Genomic DNA, 14,533 nt, shown 5'->3' with positions numbered 1-14,533 from the left:
CCCCCGCAAACGCCGGGCGCGTCACCCGCCCGGGCCGCGGAGCCCCGCCTCGGTGACGGCCCGCTCCACGCGGTCGGGCGACCACGCGCCGGCGTGGCGCGTGAAGAGCGTTCGCCCCTTGAACGCGCGGCCCGCGAGCGCCGCGGGCATGTCGGGCCAGCGCGCGACGAAGCTCCCCCTCGGCGCCCCCTTGCGCGCCGCGACCCAGGGAGGGGCCCCGCCCTCGATCGTGAACCAGTCGATCACCCGTTCCACGTCCTGGGCCGCCTCGAGCCGCCCGATGAGCTTCGTGCTCGTGTTGCCGAACACGTTGTAATCCACCGAGCGAGGGCTCTGGGTGCAGAGCAAACAACCGACGCCGTATTTCCGGCCCTGGGTGAAGAGCCGGATGAGCGGCTGCTTGGCGGGCGGCTTGCTGCCGCCGGCCGGGATCCAGTCGCGCGCCTCGTCGATGTAAAAGAGCAGGTTCACGCCGCCGGAGGTCGCGTCCACGGTCGTGATCATCCACCGGTACAGCTCCGTCGCGAGGGCCGCGAGGAAGAAGTGCTTCTCGTCGTCGTTGCTGAGCGCGTTCAGGTAAACGATGTTGAGCGGGACGCGCCCCGGCCTCGAGGGCCGGAGCAGCTCGGTGAAGTCGAGGCGCGTCCCCCCCGAGAACAGCCGCGCGGACGGGCCCTGCACAAAGGTGTTGAGCCGGCGCGCGAGCCGCTCGCGCTCGGACTTGCGGATCAGGCTGTCCACCTCGTCGATGCCCAGGTCCTCGGGGGCGGTGACGGCGGCCACGATGTCCCTCAGCCGGACCGGCGCCGCGCGCGGCAGGCGCTGCAGCACCTGGAAGAGGAACGTGCGCTGCGACTCCTCCTCGCCGCCGCACGCGCACAGGCTGACGAGGTTGGCCGCCACCGCCACGAGCAATCCCTCCTCCTCCTCGGCGCGGAGCGCGGGGTTCGCGATGTGCGACAGCTCGCTCGCGCTCGGGAGCCTCAGGGGGTCGAGGCAGAGCCGCTGGCCGTGCGAGGACCCCGGGGTGAGGATGCGCGGCTCCATGCGCTCCTGGAGCTCCTCCCACGCGCGGAGCAGCGCCGGCGGCACGTCGGGGCGCGGGCGCGCTTCCATCATCTGGACGAGATCGCCCTGCGGGTCGATCGCGAGGACGGGGACGCCGGCCCGCAGCGCCTCCTCCGCGATGATCTTGGCCATCCACGTCTTGCCGCTGCCCGCCGCGCCGACCACCGAGACGTGCGTCCGCAGCACCGCGGGATCCATGCATACGGGCGAGCCGCCGTCGTCGAATCCGAGGAGCATGCCGGCGACGTCCGCGGTCCGCGCCGCCGGCGGCCCTGCTCCCGCGTCGAGCGCCGTGGGCGTCGAGCGCTCACCGCTCGGCGGCGCCTTCCCACGGCTCGGCGGCGCCTCCGCCGGCGTCGAGCGCGCGCCGCCCGGCGGGGCCTCCGCCGGCGCCTTTTTCCCTCGGCCCGGCGCCGGCCTCGGGCGCTCGCCGGCCGGCTTCACGACCGCCAGCGCTGCTTCCAGCTCGGGGTCGTCCTCCACCATCGGCTCGTCTGCCAGCGGCTCTCCGGCCGCCGGCGCGCCCGCCGCGACGCGCGCGCCCTCGTCCGGCGCCTCGCCGCGCGTCGCCTCGAGCGCCGCCCAGCGCCGGTCCCACGCGCCCCTGTCCTTGTGGCCGAGCTCCGCGACGCAGGCCCCGGAGCGCTCGTGCTTGCAGCCGTCGCAGTAGGTGCGGTCGCCCGGCGGCGAGAGCCCCCCGGCGCCGAGCGCGTGGTCGGACCAGGCCACCATGCTGGCGATGAGCTCGTGGATCTTGCCGCGCTTCGCCTCGACCTCCTCCCAGCGCGCCTCCCGCACGCTGCGGGTCGGGTGGAGGTAGAACACCGCCACGTCCGGCTTCGTGCCGTGCTGGTGGTGGTGCATCAGCGCGTACGTGAAGACCTGGAACAGATCGCTGTTGGGAGAGGTCGCCGGCGTGAGCTTGTAGTCGACGATGCGGTGCTTCCCGAGCCGCGGATCGAAGTACACGTAGTCGATCGCCCCGGTCACGTGGACGTGGACGTCCTCCCCCACGTGGAACGTCACGTCGACCCGCTTGCGCGAGTCCCCGAACAGCTGGCGCCTGAGCTCCGCGGCGGGCAGGCCCGCCGCCCTTGCGTGCACCGCGAGGCGCGCGAGCTCGTCCATGTAGACCTGGACCGCGGCGATGAAGCCCAGCCGCAGCGGCACCGGGCGCGCCGCGAAGGCGTCCAGGTCGATGCAGCTCGCGTTGAACCAGCGCATCAGCGCCTGCTGGAGGCCGGCGGCGTCGCGGGCGCCCTCGAGCGCGGCCAGCACCTCGTCCGAGCTCGCGGCGGCGGCGTTGAAGCGCTCCACCGCGGTGTGGAACAGCGCGCCGCAGCCGGGCGCCTCCCCGCCCTTGCGCCAGATGCGGCTCACCACCTTCCGCCCGTCCTGCCGCTCGGCCGTGGCGCGCGCGTCGAACCAGTGGAGCCTCGGGCACGTCGCCGCGACGCGGAGCTGGGTCACGTTGACGTGGACGAGCCTCATTTCCTGCCCCGGAGCTGGACGAAGAGGTCGTCGTCGGTGGCCGTCGCGTGGACGAGCCCCTCGTCGTGGAGCGCCTGCGCCGTCTTCTTGATGTGCGACCAGACCTCCGGGAAGCGCTTCTCCGGGACCTTCTTCCGGCTCGCGAAGATCTGCGCGAGCTCCCTGGCCATCAGGCCGAGGCGCCACGACAGCTCGGCCATGACGTGCTCGCGCGTCTGCTGCGGATCCCACGGCGGGGGCGGCACCGAGTCCGTGCCTCCCTTGACGATCTCCTCGGTGAGCAGCTCGCGCAGCAGCGGGTGCGCGAGCAGCAGGCTCTGGCGCTGGAAGGACGCGATCACCTCGTCCTCGGTCACCTTGCGGTACTGCCCGCGCGGGTGCTCGATCTCGAGGTCCTGGCTCTTCGCGGCGCCGAGGAGCCCCACCAGCGAGTCGAGCTCCGCGTGCCCGGCGAAGTCGAGGTGGAGGTGGAGGAAGCGCTGGCGGCCCAGCTTGCCGAGCGCGTCGTACGCGGCCTTGCCGGCGCCGCCGAGCCGCAGCGGCCGGCGCTCCTCGTCGGTGACCAGGATGCGCTTGTCCGTGTGCTTCGTGTCCTCGGCCATGCGCTGGAGCGGCGTCCGCGCGCCGTGCCCGCTCGGCGCGCAGAGGAACGTCACGCCCGTGGTCACGATCACGCCGTCGGCGCGCCTCTCCTTGGCGAGGAGGTGATACGCCGGGGCCTTGCCCCGCTTCTTCGCGGTGAGGTGCTCGATGCCGAGGAGCGTCGCGTTGGCCTTGCCGGCGCACCTGGAGAGCAGGCGGTGCGTCAGGCTCGCGAGGTTGTCCTCGTCGGGCGGCAGCGACGCTTGCTGCAGCCGGCGGCGGTTCTTGCCCTCCTCGAGCTTCTTTCTCACCTCGACGTCGATGACGTCCTCGAGCTTCGCCGCGTGCGGCTTCGGGTCGGCGCCGGGGCCGGGCCACTCCTTGAGCCAGCGCTTGCCGCCGACGGTCGCGAGCCGGTCCTGCTGCGCTTCCCAGCGGTCGCGCGCCCAGAGGATCGCGTCGCGCGGCCGGAGCTCCTGCACGCCGTCGAGGCGCCGCTCGAGCCACTCGCTGCCGAGCGGGAAGAGCCGATCGCGCTTGCGGGCGGCGATGACCTCCTCGATCTCCTTCTCCTCGAAGCCGGAGAGCGCGGCGTCGAGCCGCCCCGCGAGGATGGCGCGGGCCTCCTCGGGCGAGATCATGTGCAGCTCGAGGATCCGCTCGGCGATCCGGTCCCACGCGGCGGCCGGGATCACCTCGCCGGTGCGCAGGGAGAGCATGGACTGCTTCACGCCGGAGACGATCACGACGAGGTGCTTGGCCCGGTCGAGCAGCGCGTGGGCGTACGACATCAGGGCGCGCACGGCGTCCGGATCGAGGTTGTCGACCTGGTCGAGGCAGAGCACGAGCGGGAGCTCGGCGAGCGCGCACAGGTGGGAGAGGACGTGGAGGACGCGCTCCACCGCGGCGTCGTCCGGGAGGGAGAGGCCGTCCTCGCCGGCGGCCTGATCGAGCAGGCGCGTCTGGTCGAGCAGGCGCGCCTCGTCGGGCCCGAGCGTCTCGCCGGAGAGCCAGAGCACGGCGGCCTGGGCGCGCTTCTCGGCGCTCGGGTCGCCGAGGCTCGCGTGCGACGTCCCGGTGAGGAACGCGTTGAGCACGGGGATGACGGCGTTCTGGGGGTCGATCTTGGCGCCGAGGCGGGCGAGCGCCTCTTTGCGCGCCTCGATCTCCTTGGGGCCGGTCATCATCTTGCGGCCCTTGAACGCGCCGGTCCGGATGAGGGCGCGGTTGAGGATGGTGTAGAGGCGCGACTGCGTGTAGTCGCTCCCGCGGTGGCCCGCGAGGTCGCTGACGGTCGCGTTGAGCACGTACCGGAGCATCCGCTCGGGCGAGGCGAGGATGTTGTGCAGGTAGACGACGGTGGCTTTGTCTTCGCCGGCCCACTGGAAGAGGCGCGCGAGCAGGTGGCTCTTGCCGACGCCGGGCGCGCCGATGAGCAGGGCGCCGATGCTTGTCGGCTCCTTGGCGGCGTCCTGCACGACGCGCGTGAGCTTGGTGAAGGCGTTCTTGTGGATCGACTCGACCGTGGCCTCGCCGCCCCCGACGTCGGTGATGCGGTGGCTGCGGAACGGGTTGGTGCCTCGGAGCGCCTGGAGGAAGCGCTCGAACGTGGGCTCCTCGGCGCTCATGCGTCGTGCCTCCGCGCGACGTAGACGAGCAGGTTGCCGGCTTCGAGGATGCCGGCCTCGCGCTCGGCCTCGGCCATCTGGTGGTGGCGGCCGTCGGAGGGATCGAGCGAGTAGCGGCGCTGGCGCCGGAGGGCGGCGAGCTCGGCGTCGAAGGTGGCGCGCGGGACGTCGGGGAGCGCGGCGCGGAGGGCGCGGAGGGTGACGTAGTTGTTGCCGCCGGCGTGGCGGTCGAGGGCGGTGAAGGCGGCGTCGAAGCGGTCGGCGAAGGGGGCGGGGGCGCCGGCAAGGGAGGCGGCGGGGGCGCCGGCAAGGGAGGCGGCGGGGGCGCCGGCAAGGGAGGCGGCGGGGGCGCCGTTGGAGGGGGCGTCGGTGGCCGGCTCGGCGGGAGCGTTGAGGGCCGCCGGGCGAGTGCCGTCGGGGGCGCTGGGGCGGGGACCGGCGTCGGTCGGGGCCGTGATCGCGGCGGCATGCGCCGGCGCGCCCGCGGACGGAAGGACGGCGTCGGCGAGGAAGAAGAACAGCGGCTTCTTGCCGGTCAAGGCGCCGATGGTCCGGGGAATCCGGCGCTCGGCGAGGCGCTGATCGAGCGCCGCCTTGAACGCGCGGCCCAGGGCAGGCAGGAGGCCCTTGGGGAGCTGCACCAGATCGACCGCCGGCGCATCGGGCTTGCGCGCCGACTGGAGCTGCACCTCCAGGAGCCGGTCGGACTGCGCGACCGTCTGGAGATCTTCCTTGAGCAGCACGAGCGTGGTGCCGGGCGGCGGCTTCTTCTTGCCTCCCGCGGCGCGGGAGAGAAGCACGCGCCCCTTCGCTTCCTTGGAGCTCAGCGCCTTGCTCGTCACCGCGGGCGTGTCACCGGTCAGCTCCGCGAGCCGCTCGAGCGTCGGCGGATACGACGCACCGCCGAGCTGCCGCTGCGACTCGAGGACGCCGAGGAGCCTCGGCACCGGCGAGGGCGGCGCATCCTTCTTGCGCCCCGTGCTCTTCTGCCTCGCAGGCGCCTTCTCCTTCGTCGCGGCGGCCTTTCGGGGCGCGGCAGCCTTCTTCGGCTTCTCGGCGCTGCTCTTCCTGGCTGCCGTGGACTTCGTGGTCGTCGCCCGCGCGCGCGGGCTCGATGCGCTGTTCGTGTTCGTGGCCCACCTCCCGAGCGTCCGAGATTACCCGGGCGTCCAGCCATGGGAAGAGGCTCCGCGCCGCGGCGCGGCGGCGGAAGGCGAGCGTCTCGCGGGTCACGGGCTCGGGAGGATCCGATCAGTCTCCAGCGGCGAGGAAGACGACGCGGCTTACGACTCGCGGGTGGTCATCTCGGCTCGGACGTCCTCCCAGGGGAGACCGACGGGGCCTCGCGCTCGAGGCGGTCCAGGCGGCGGTCGAGCTCAGCACGAAGCTCGGAGCTCAGCGGAAGGTCGTCCGAGGAAAGGCTTCGCCAAAGGTCATCGCTCAGCTCGAGCTTCTCATCGGCGGTGAGCTTGGACAGATCGAGCGTGGGCTTGTCCATGGGTGGATCCTGCACCAGCGGGGCCGGAATGCCAGCACACGCGAGCCTGGCCGGGGCGTCGAGGGCCCCCGCCGCAACGCGGGCGAGGCTTGCACCAGAGCGCTGGCGGGAAGTGCTGGCCAGGGATCGTGGGGTCGGAGGAAGGCCTCTCCAGCGCAGAGACGGGTGCCGCCCATCTTTTGCTAGAGGCACGTCCACTGGGAGACGGGTGCCACGCATCTTTTGTGGGAGGCACGTCCACCGCGGAGATGCGTTCCACCCGTCTTTTGTTGGAGGCACGTCCACCGGGAGACGGGTGCCACCCATCTCCCGCGTGGACGAGCCAGGTCACCCGGATGGGTTCACGGCGTCCCGCCCGCCTGGGGCGGGGGCGCCGGGACGGCTTCGGGCTTCCTGGCGGGGGCTCTTCGACGGGTCCTCGCAAGATCGTCGACCATCTCGACGTAGGGCGCCAGCAGGAACGCGGCGAGCGCCTCGCTCCCCGGGATCTCCGGATCGGCGTGGCTCTCGATCTTCTGGATCAGGCTCCGCAGCGCATCTCGGGCGGCGCTCCACTGCGGCCGGCCATCGGTCGGCGTTCCCTCCTTGGCGAGGACCACGTTCGTGAAGCCGTACGCCTCGCCGAAGCGCGCGTGGGCGGCGACGAGCTGCCGGTGATGCCGGATCCCGCCGAACCCCTCGATCACCGCCTGCGCGCGCTCCTCCTCCAGCATCTTCATCCGCTGCACCATCGCGGCCCACTGGACCCGGGGCCGGCGCGTGATGAAGCGGAGCCCCTCGGGCGCCGGGAAGAGCTGCGCGTAGAGCCAGCGCGCCTCGGACGGCGCCGGCGTCTGCCCATCGTCGGAGAGCCCGGCGGCGCCCGCGTTCCACTGCTCGAACGCGCGCCATCGGTCGTCGCTGTCGGTGTTCGCCGCGCTCCGCTCCTCCTCGCTCGCCGCCGAATGGCGCTGATCGGCCTGCGCGCTCGCCCGCAGGTCGCGGAACCCCTGGAGCTCCGTCGCGGCCGCGTCGAAGCGCCTCCACGGCCTGTCGATGTGCGGCGGCAGCGCCGCGAGGGGCTCCAGCCCCTTGGGCAGCGGCGCGTCCGCCTCCCTGCGCTTGCCGCCCCTGGGCCGGAGCACCGCCGCGATACGCGCGCTCATCTGATCGCGGAGACCGATCACGTCATCCGCGACGAGATCCGGGGGGAGGGCCATGGTTGAAAACGTCGGCGATTCACTCACGGGGTAAACCTCCTGTGATGTCATATGGTTCTGGCCTGCCGCGGTGGCGGCATGCCGTGGTTTCGTTGCGGCGTGGCCCACAGCAACAGATATGCCGACGCGAGACATGCTGATGTCTTGGCGCATCGGGTGAGGACGGCGAGGAGGGGAGCGCAACGCTCTGCCATGGACCGCAACGGGTTGCGCCGTTGCGCAAGGCTCCCGCCGGTGAGCAGCCATGGGAACCGGCATAGAATTGTGCCGCCACGTCAGAAGCAGTGGATGGGCACGCGCGGCTACCTGTCATTGCATACAGCACACCCATACTCGTGCTGGTATACCCAATGGACGGGGCAGAGCGCCAACTGCTTTGGACGGCCGCCCAACGACCAGACCGTCGCATCCGACCCACATCCGTACCCCAGCCGGTCCCAGCCCGCCTTCGCCTTCGCCGCCTCATTCACCTGGAGGATGAGCTCGCGCTCGCGGATGAAGGTGCTCGGGGACCAGGGCAGCTCGCTGACGTCGAACCCCACGACCCGAGCCCGAACACCCCCTTGGTCGTGCGAGGCGAACTACGCGGCGAACTCGCGCTCCCGCTCAGTCTCGGCCAGCGCCGACGCGGCCAGGGAGAGCACGGAGATGAAGCCCGTTGCTCATGTGGATGCACCTGAGGTCGGGACCGGCTTCGTACGTTATGATGTTCGCCATACCTCCCCCTCCGCGGGCCTAACGCCATGGGGCGCTGCCGCGAGGGGACGACCGAGCCACAGGGGAGGGAAGCCGGTAGTCGGGCAGCAGCCCATCGCTGGACCGCTACGGCTCAATGATATCGTCCCGCAGCCCCACCGCTCGGTAACGATCAAATCGCTGCTCCCCTCTCGCATCACAACTCCACGGCAAAGGCATCGTGTCACGCAACGAGCCCTTAAACCTTGCATCTTCGTCTTTAGCAATAATGATCGCGAAGCAGAGGCGCTCGAGAAGCTCGAGCGTCTCTGGCTCGGCCCGAGGTTGCGGAGACTCCAACAAACAGCGAAGGAGCTCCTTTCTAGGCACGGCGTGGTCGTGCCTGAGGCCAGTGGGCCGACGGCCGTTGCTGGTCCACAGATCCTTCGCGGCCCGAGTGTGTCTTTGATGTTCAAAGCTATACTTTAACTTGTCGCGCCCGGCGTCGCCAGAGTCGTCGATGCCATCTGCCGTCCAGCACCAGAGCAACGAGTCGATCAGAAACCTCGCGGTGCGCCGCGACGGATGCGCCGCGTCCCGCGCGATGCGGACCAGTCGGCAGATCTCGGCCGCAATGAACTCCTTGTGCACGGCACTCAGCGGTCTGTACTTCATGCCGCGAGCTCGTCGCCCGCGTGCGACCGATTTGTCTTGAATGTTTCCGGCGTCGACTTGGACGATGATGATGGTGTTCGGGGACTCCACGATGATCTGCAGCGACTGGCCGGCGTGCAAGCCGAGCGCGTCATGCAGACGACGAAGGCCTCCTACTCCGTGCCCGGCGTTGAGGCGGCCGATGAACGAGAGTCCGGGCGCGCCATCGACGAGCACAGTGACGGGCCCAGGCGTCATCGCGCCTACACGGACGATCTCAGGGCCGAGGTACAGTGCGCCAGAATTCACGTACGCGGGTGTAATCCTGATTTCGTGCATGACAGTCATAGCCTGCCTCCCTGTCGGTCCAACGGTCGGCTCACCCGTGGGCAACGGAGGGGCGCCGTCAGGCGTCGCTCAATTGAGCGTCGGCCGCGGTCCTCTCGACGTCATCAGCCCCGTCGGCCGCTGACCGCCGCCCCCGCGTGGAGCGCCTTGAACTCCCCGCCCCGTCGCGCTGCCCCCACCCATCGTGGGAAGGTAGCGTATCCGACGCCTACCCCGTCCTGTCAAGGCGACCAACGCGGGAGCGTGCGGGATTCACGCCGGACGAATGCGCGAGCGGGCCCTCGATGCCTTACCGTTCCGCCGAAAAGGTGGCCGAGCAGCGGCTCGGCCGAGCAGCGGCTGGGTTATTCCAGTTGCCGCGGCTTGCCCAGTCCTCCACCACGCGGAGCAGCATCCACAGGCGCAGCAAAGCATGCGTCGCCTCTGAGTCCAGCGTGGATGGCCGGGCTGGTGAGATGCGGACAGCGGCGAATGGCTGTCAAGTGCCGGCGGGATGCTTGCGAGGCCGGCCGCGCTTGATCTCGGGCATCTCCGCAGGCCGGAGGAGCACCCCAGGCGACACGTCGAGCGCGTTCGCGAGCCGGACGAGCGCACCTAGGCTCACGCTCTGCCGCATGCCCTCGATGTCCTGCAGCGTCCGGAGGTCGAGCTCTGCGGCCTCCGCAAGGCCCTCCTGGGTCATGCCGCGTTTCTGGCGTAGGCGCCGAAGGTTCGCGGCGATGTAGACCAGAACGGCTTCCAGGGTGAGCGTCCGCACCTGGTCGCCGTACACCCTTGCCCGGTTCAGAATAACGCGGCCCTGCCGTGGTTTTCCTTGACGCTTCCGGCCGGCAGCCCGTAGGGTCGCTGGACTACGAATAGTGCCGCCCGCGGGTGCTGGTAACACCCCGGGCGGCGTGGCCGAACCCCGCTCGAACGAGGTCCGACATGCGAACAGTACGTTCACGCCCTGAACAGGGCCAAGAGATCGATCCGCCCTCCCGCCGCCGCGTCCGCTCCGGCGCTCCACGCCCGCTCCGGCCATGGCCTGGCAGCCGCCGGTCTACCGCCGCGCATCCCGCCGTCTACTTGGACGACGCCGCGATCCTCGATCAAACCCCCTTCATCCGCCGCACCCTCCGCGCCCGCGGCGTTCTCCCCGCCGATCTCGACGACCTCACCCAGGACACCGTCCTCGGCGCCTGGCGCAGCATGCGCGCCGGCCGTTTCCGCCCCTCCCCTTCCGCGGCTCCCGCCGACGCCCTCCGCGCCTGGCTCGCCGGGGTCGCCGCGCGACAGGCATCGCACTACCGCGACAAAGCCTACCGCCGTCACGAGGCGCCCCCGCTCGATCCTCACCGCCTCTCCACGCTCGCCGCCCCCTCTCCAGAGGCCCGCCTCGTCGCGCGCGGCCTCCTGCGCGCCTTCCACCGTCTCCGCCCCGAGCTGCGCGAGATCCTGGCGCTCGCCGCCGCCGGCGTTACGTCGCACGAGATCGCCGCCTCCCTCTCGCTCCCCCGCCCCACGGTCGCCACCCGCCTCCGCCTCGCGCGCCGCCTCTTCGCCCGCGCCCTCACCCGCTCCCGGAGGTGGCCGCGATGAGCCGCGCCGCGCAGCGCGCCTCCACGACCGCGCTCGCCGACATCCCCGCGGCCCTCGCGCCGCCGCCCATCGACACCGCCACGGAGGCGCCATGAGCGACGCGGTCGACAGCCTCCCCACCGCCGTCCCGCTCGTCGACGTGCTCACCGCCCCGGAGGCCACGCTCGTCGACCTGGTGCTCGGCATCCCCGGCGCCGCCTCGCGCGTGCTCGGCCTGCACGGCCTGCTCGAGCTCGGGCGCCTCTCGCCCCACGCCATCACGCAGCGCACCGAGCTCGGCCTCCACGACGCCCAGCGCCTGCTCGCCGCCCTCGAGCTCGGCCGTCGCGTCCACGCCGCGCGCTCCCGCCGCCCGCGGCGCCTGCGCTCGCCGCGCGACATCGCCCGCTTCTTCGAGCCCACGCTCGCACCGCTCGTCCACGAGGAGCTCTGGATGGCCGCGCTCGACGTCCACCGCGGTGTGCGCGGCGTCCGCATGCTCTCGCGCGGCGGCCTCACCGCCACCGTCGTCCAGCAGACCGACGTGCTGCGCGCCGCGCTCGAGATGGCCGCCACCTCGTTCGTGCTCTGCCACAACCATCCGAGCGGCGACCCCAAGCCCACCGACGAGGACGTCGACCTGACCAACGCCGTCGAGCACGCCGCGCACCTCATCGGCGTACCCCTCGCCGATCACGTCATCGTCACGCCCGCCCGCCGCTTCTCCTCCGTGCTCCGTCGCTGACACCGGCCCGGACCTGCCGCCGGTCCTGCGCGACGCCAACCGAGGTCGACCGCCGCCGCCGTTGCGAAGATCTCCTTACCGATAGCAAAGTCACTGCATCACGATAACTGACGTCCACGGCATCGGTGGGTCGCACATAGCCCCGCAGTCGCGGTACCTGGCCCCGGCCTGGCATACCGCTCACTCCTTCCAGACCGCCGTAATTCTCACGCAACCGACACGATTCCCAGACAATTGGCTCCTCATGTCGGCAATCGGTTGCCGTTCGATGTTTCGATGCAGTGCAGCTCGATTGTTCACAGTGCGACGCGACGGCGCCTCCATTCTCATCTTCTCGTCGATTCGAGATGGCACATGACGCGATGATGGATTAGCATCGTCCCCCGATGCACAACCGCTCTGACCAGTTCGCGAAGAACATGCTGCGCGACGGGTTGAGCCTCGTCTCGGCGGCGGAGACCGAGGTCGAGGTCCTGGCGGCGACCCAGAAGATCGATGTCTACAGCGTGCCTGATCCAGCGCGCAACGCCGAGCGCGCCAGGATGGGCCTGCTCGGCGAGCTCGCCGCGGAGCCAAGCCTGTTCGAGCCGTTCCACGGTACGCCGAGCCTCCGTCAGGTCCGGCGGTGCCTGCGCAAGCAGCTCACGTGGCATCACGAGCTCGAACGCCGCGCCCGCGCCGCTGCCGGCGCCGTCGCGCCGGACGAGGACGCCGACGCGCCGCCGCAGCCGCCGGTGGCGTTCCCTGCGCTGGTCGTCATCAGCCCGGGGCGACCCGAGACCGTGCTTGACGCCTACCGCTGCGAGCGGGCGCAACCAGGCGTCTACCACGCCGTGCCCGGCCTCGTGACGCGGGTGGTGGTGCTTGCGGAGCTGCCCCGGACGCGCGCGACGCTGATGCTCCGGCTGCTCGGCTCAGGCCGCGTCCTGCGCGAGGCGCTGGCCGATCTAGCGGCGCTGCCGGACGAGGCCTGGGAGAAGAGCATCGCCACACCGCTGCTGGTACACTTCCGGCTCGGAACCAAGGAGCCGATCGACGAGGAGGACGAGGTGAGCGCAGAAATCCGGGCGTGGGTCGAGGAGTACGAGCGGAAGCTTCGGGCCGAGGAGGCGGCGAGAGCCGTGCTGACAGCGCTCCGGGTCCGCGGCATCGTTGTGCCGGACGTCGCGCGGGAGCGCATCCTGGCCGAGAAGGATCCGGAGACGCTGGAACGGTGGCTTGAGCGGGCCGTCGTCGCCGCGTCGCTCGCCGAGGTGCTCAACGGGCTGAGCTGAGCGACGCTGCTGCGGCTGCTCGCCGCCCTCGAGCTCGGCCGTCGCGTCCACGCCGCGCGCTCCCGCCGCCCGAGGCGCCTGCGCTCGCCGCGCGACATCGCCCGCTTCTTCGAGCCCACGCTCGCACCGCTCGTCCACGAGGAGCTCTGGATGGCCGCGCTCGACGTCCACCACGGCGTGCGCGGCGTCCGCATGCTCTCGCGCGGCGGCCTCACCGCCACCGTCGTCCAGCAGACCGACGTGCTGCGCGCCGCGCTCGAGATGGCCGCCACCTCGTTCGTGCTCTGCCACAACCATCCGAGCGGCGACCCCAAGCCCACCGACGAGGACGTCGACCTGACCAACGCCGTCGAGCACGCCGCGCACCTCGTCGGCGTACCCCTCGCCGATCACGTCATCGTCACGCCCGCCCGCCGCTTCTCCTCTGTGCTCCGCCGCTGACACCGCTCCGGCGCTGCCGCCGGTTCTGCGCGACACCACCCAAGGTCGGCCGCCGCCGTTGCGGATACCTTCTTACCGCTGGCAATGCCACCCCATCACGGTAGTTGATGTCCATGGCAGCGGTCGGTCGCACATACCCCTGCAGTCTCGCTGCCTTGCCCTCGGTCTGGAGACTCGCTCGTCCCCCACGCAGCCAATAAACAGCGATCGATAACGATTTCCACACGACTGGCTCCCCATGCCGGTAAGCGTTCTGCGTTCGATGCGCACGGCGCGACGATGCCTCAAACCGCCTCTTCTCGTCGATTCGATGATGGCGCGTGATGCGATGATGGATTAGGGTCGTTCCCCGATGCACAACCGCTCTGACCAGTTCGCGAAGAGCTTGCTGCGCGACGGGCTCAGCCTCGTCTCGGCGGCGGAGACCGAGGTCGAGGTCCTGGCGGCGACCCAGAAGATCGACGTCTTCAGCGTGCCTGATCCAGCGCGCGACGCCGAGCGCGCCCGGATGGGCTTGCTCGGAGAGCTCGCGGCGGAGCCGAGCCTGTTCGAGCCGTTCCACGGCACGCCGAGCCTCCGTCAGGTCCGGCGGTGTCTGCGCAAGCAGCTCACGTGGCATCACGAGCTCGAACGCCGCGCCCGCGCCGCTGCCGGCGCCGTCGTGCCGGACGAGGACGCCGACGCGCCGACGCAGCCTCCGGTGGCGTTCCCTGCGCTGGTCGTCATCAGCCCGGGCCGCCCGGCGACCGTGCTTGACGCCTACCGCTGCGAGCCGGCGCAACCAGGCGTCTACCACGCCGTGCCCGGCCTCGTGACGCGGGTGGTGGTGCTCGCGGAGCTGCCCCGGACGCGCGCGACGCTGATGCTCCGGCTGCTCGGCTCAGGCCGCGTCCTGCGCGAGGCGCTGGCCGATCTCGCGGCGCTGCCGGACGAGGCCTGGGAGAAGAGCATCGTCACGCCGCTGCTGATACACTTCCGGCTCGGAACCGAGGAGCCGGCGATCGACGAGGAGGACGAGGTGAGCGCAGAAATCCGGGCGTGGGTCAAAGAGTACGAGCAGAAGCTTCGGGCCGAGGCGCGAACGGAAGGCCACAGGGAAGGCCGCAACGAAGGCCTTAACGAAGGGCGCAACGAAGGCCGCAACGAAGGGCGTGCCGAGGAGGCGGCGCGTGCCGTTCTGACCGCGCTCCGGGTTCGCGGCATCGCTGTACCGGACGTCGCGCGGGAGTGCATCCTGGCCGAGAAGGATCCGGAGGCGCTGGAACGGTGGCTTGAACGAGCCATCGTCGCCGCGTCGCTCGCCGAGGTGCTCGACGGGCTGAGCTGAGCCCTGCCGGCCTACGCCGTCGCGGCCGTGCCGAAGCGCCTCC

The 14,533-nt window shown here is 71.2% G+C and carries 12 protein-coding genes; 5 read left to right on the top strand and 7 right to left on the bottom strand.

Features of this window, described 5'->3' with window-relative positions; all coding sequences use genetic code 11:
• Window positions 1–21: 21 nt before the first annotated feature.
• The 7 genes from WMF33_RS00725 to WMF33_RS00695 form a co-directional block, all read right to left on the bottom strand.
• Complete coding sequence (locus WMF33_RS00725; RefSeq protein WP_437335321.1) at window positions 22–2,559, bottom strand: helicase HerA-like domain-containing protein; 2,538 nt, start codon at window positions 2,557–2,559, stop codon at window positions 22–24.
• Window positions 2,556–4,769, bottom strand: coding sequence for an ATP-binding protein (locus WMF33_RS00720; protein ID WP_437335320.1), 2,214 nt, complete (start codon window positions 4,767–4,769; stop codon window positions 2,556–2,558). The genes WMF33_RS00725 and WMF33_RS00720 overlap by 4 nt, the downstream gene beginning before the upstream one ends.
• The gene (locus WMF33_RS00715) at window positions 4,766–5,716 is read right to left on the bottom strand and encodes a hypothetical protein (RefSeq protein WP_437335319.1); all 951 of its coding nucleotides are present in this window, start codon (window positions 5,714–5,716) and stop codon (window positions 4,766–4,768) included. The genes WMF33_RS00720 and WMF33_RS00715 overlap by 4 nt, the downstream gene beginning before the upstream one ends.
• Before the next feature lie 353 nt (window positions 5,717–6,069).
• Window positions 6,070–6,267 (bottom strand): addiction module protein, encoded by a 198-nt coding sequence (locus tag WMF33_RS00710; protein ID WP_437335318.1) that lies wholly within the window; start codon window positions 6,265–6,267, stop codon window positions 6,070–6,072.
• Between the two features lie 341 nt (window positions 6,268–6,608).
• Window positions 6,609–7,466, bottom strand: coding sequence for a hypothetical protein (locus WMF33_RS00705; RefSeq protein WP_437335317.1), 858 nt, complete (start codon window positions 7,464–7,466; stop codon window positions 6,609–6,611).
• Window positions 7,467–8,288: 822 nt separating this feature from the next.
• Window positions 8,289–9,143 (bottom strand): hypothetical protein, encoded by an 855-nt coding sequence (locus tag WMF33_RS00700; RefSeq protein WP_437335316.1) that lies wholly within the window; start codon window positions 9,141–9,143, stop codon window positions 8,289–8,291.
• A 478-nt stretch (window positions 9,144–9,621) separates the two neighbouring features.
• Window positions 9,622–9,900, bottom strand: coding sequence for a helix-turn-helix domain-containing protein (locus WMF33_RS00695; protein ID WP_437335315.1), 279 nt, complete (start codon window positions 9,898–9,900; stop codon window positions 9,622–9,624).
• A 311-nt stretch (window positions 9,901–10,211) separates the two neighbouring features.
• Here WMF33_RS00695 and WMF33_RS00690 point away from each other — a divergent pair, with 311 nt between their 5' ends.
• The 5 genes from WMF33_RS00690 to WMF33_RS00670 all read left to right on the top strand — a co-directional run bounded on the left by WMF33_RS00690 (window position 10,212) and on the right by WMF33_RS00670 (window position 14,490).
• The gene (locus WMF33_RS00690) at window positions 10,212–10,724 is read left to right on the top strand and encodes a sigma-70 family RNA polymerase sigma factor (protein WP_437335314.1); all 513 of its coding nucleotides are present in this window, start codon (window positions 10,212–10,214) and stop codon (window positions 10,722–10,724) included.
• A gap of 91 nt (window positions 10,725–10,815) precedes the next feature.
• Complete coding sequence (locus tag WMF33_RS00685) at window positions 10,816–11,448, top strand: JAB domain-containing protein (RefSeq protein ID WP_437335313.1); 633 nt, start codon at window positions 10,816–10,818, stop codon at window positions 11,446–11,448.
• A 386-nt stretch (window positions 11,449–11,834) separates the two neighbouring features.
• A complete protein-coding gene (locus WMF33_RS00680) occupies window positions 11,835–12,722 on the top strand; it encodes a hypothetical protein (protein ID WP_437335312.1) in 888 nt (295 codons plus the stop codon).
• A gap of 6 nt (window positions 12,723–12,728) precedes the next feature.
• Window positions 12,729–13,163: a JAB domain-containing protein gene (locus tag WMF33_RS00675; protein ID WP_437339595.1), complete on the top strand. Its 435-nt coding sequence runs from the start codon at window positions 12,729–12,731 to the stop codon at window positions 13,161–13,163.
• A 352-nt stretch (window positions 13,164–13,515) separates the two neighbouring features.
• Complete coding sequence (locus WMF33_RS00670) at window positions 13,516–14,490, top strand: hypothetical protein (protein WP_437335311.1); 975 nt, start codon at window positions 13,516–13,518, stop codon at window positions 14,488–14,490.
• Window positions 14,491–14,533: the final 43 nt, after the last annotated feature.

This window comes from Sorangium sp. So ce394 (assembly GCF_051474665.1).
GTDB classification, from domain to species: domain Bacteria; phylum Myxococcota_A; class Polyangia; order Polyangiales; family Polyangiaceae; genus Sorangium; species Sorangium cellulosum_D.
Note: the sequence above shows the minus strand (reverse complement) of the source record. Positions and strands in the feature narration are given on the sequence as shown.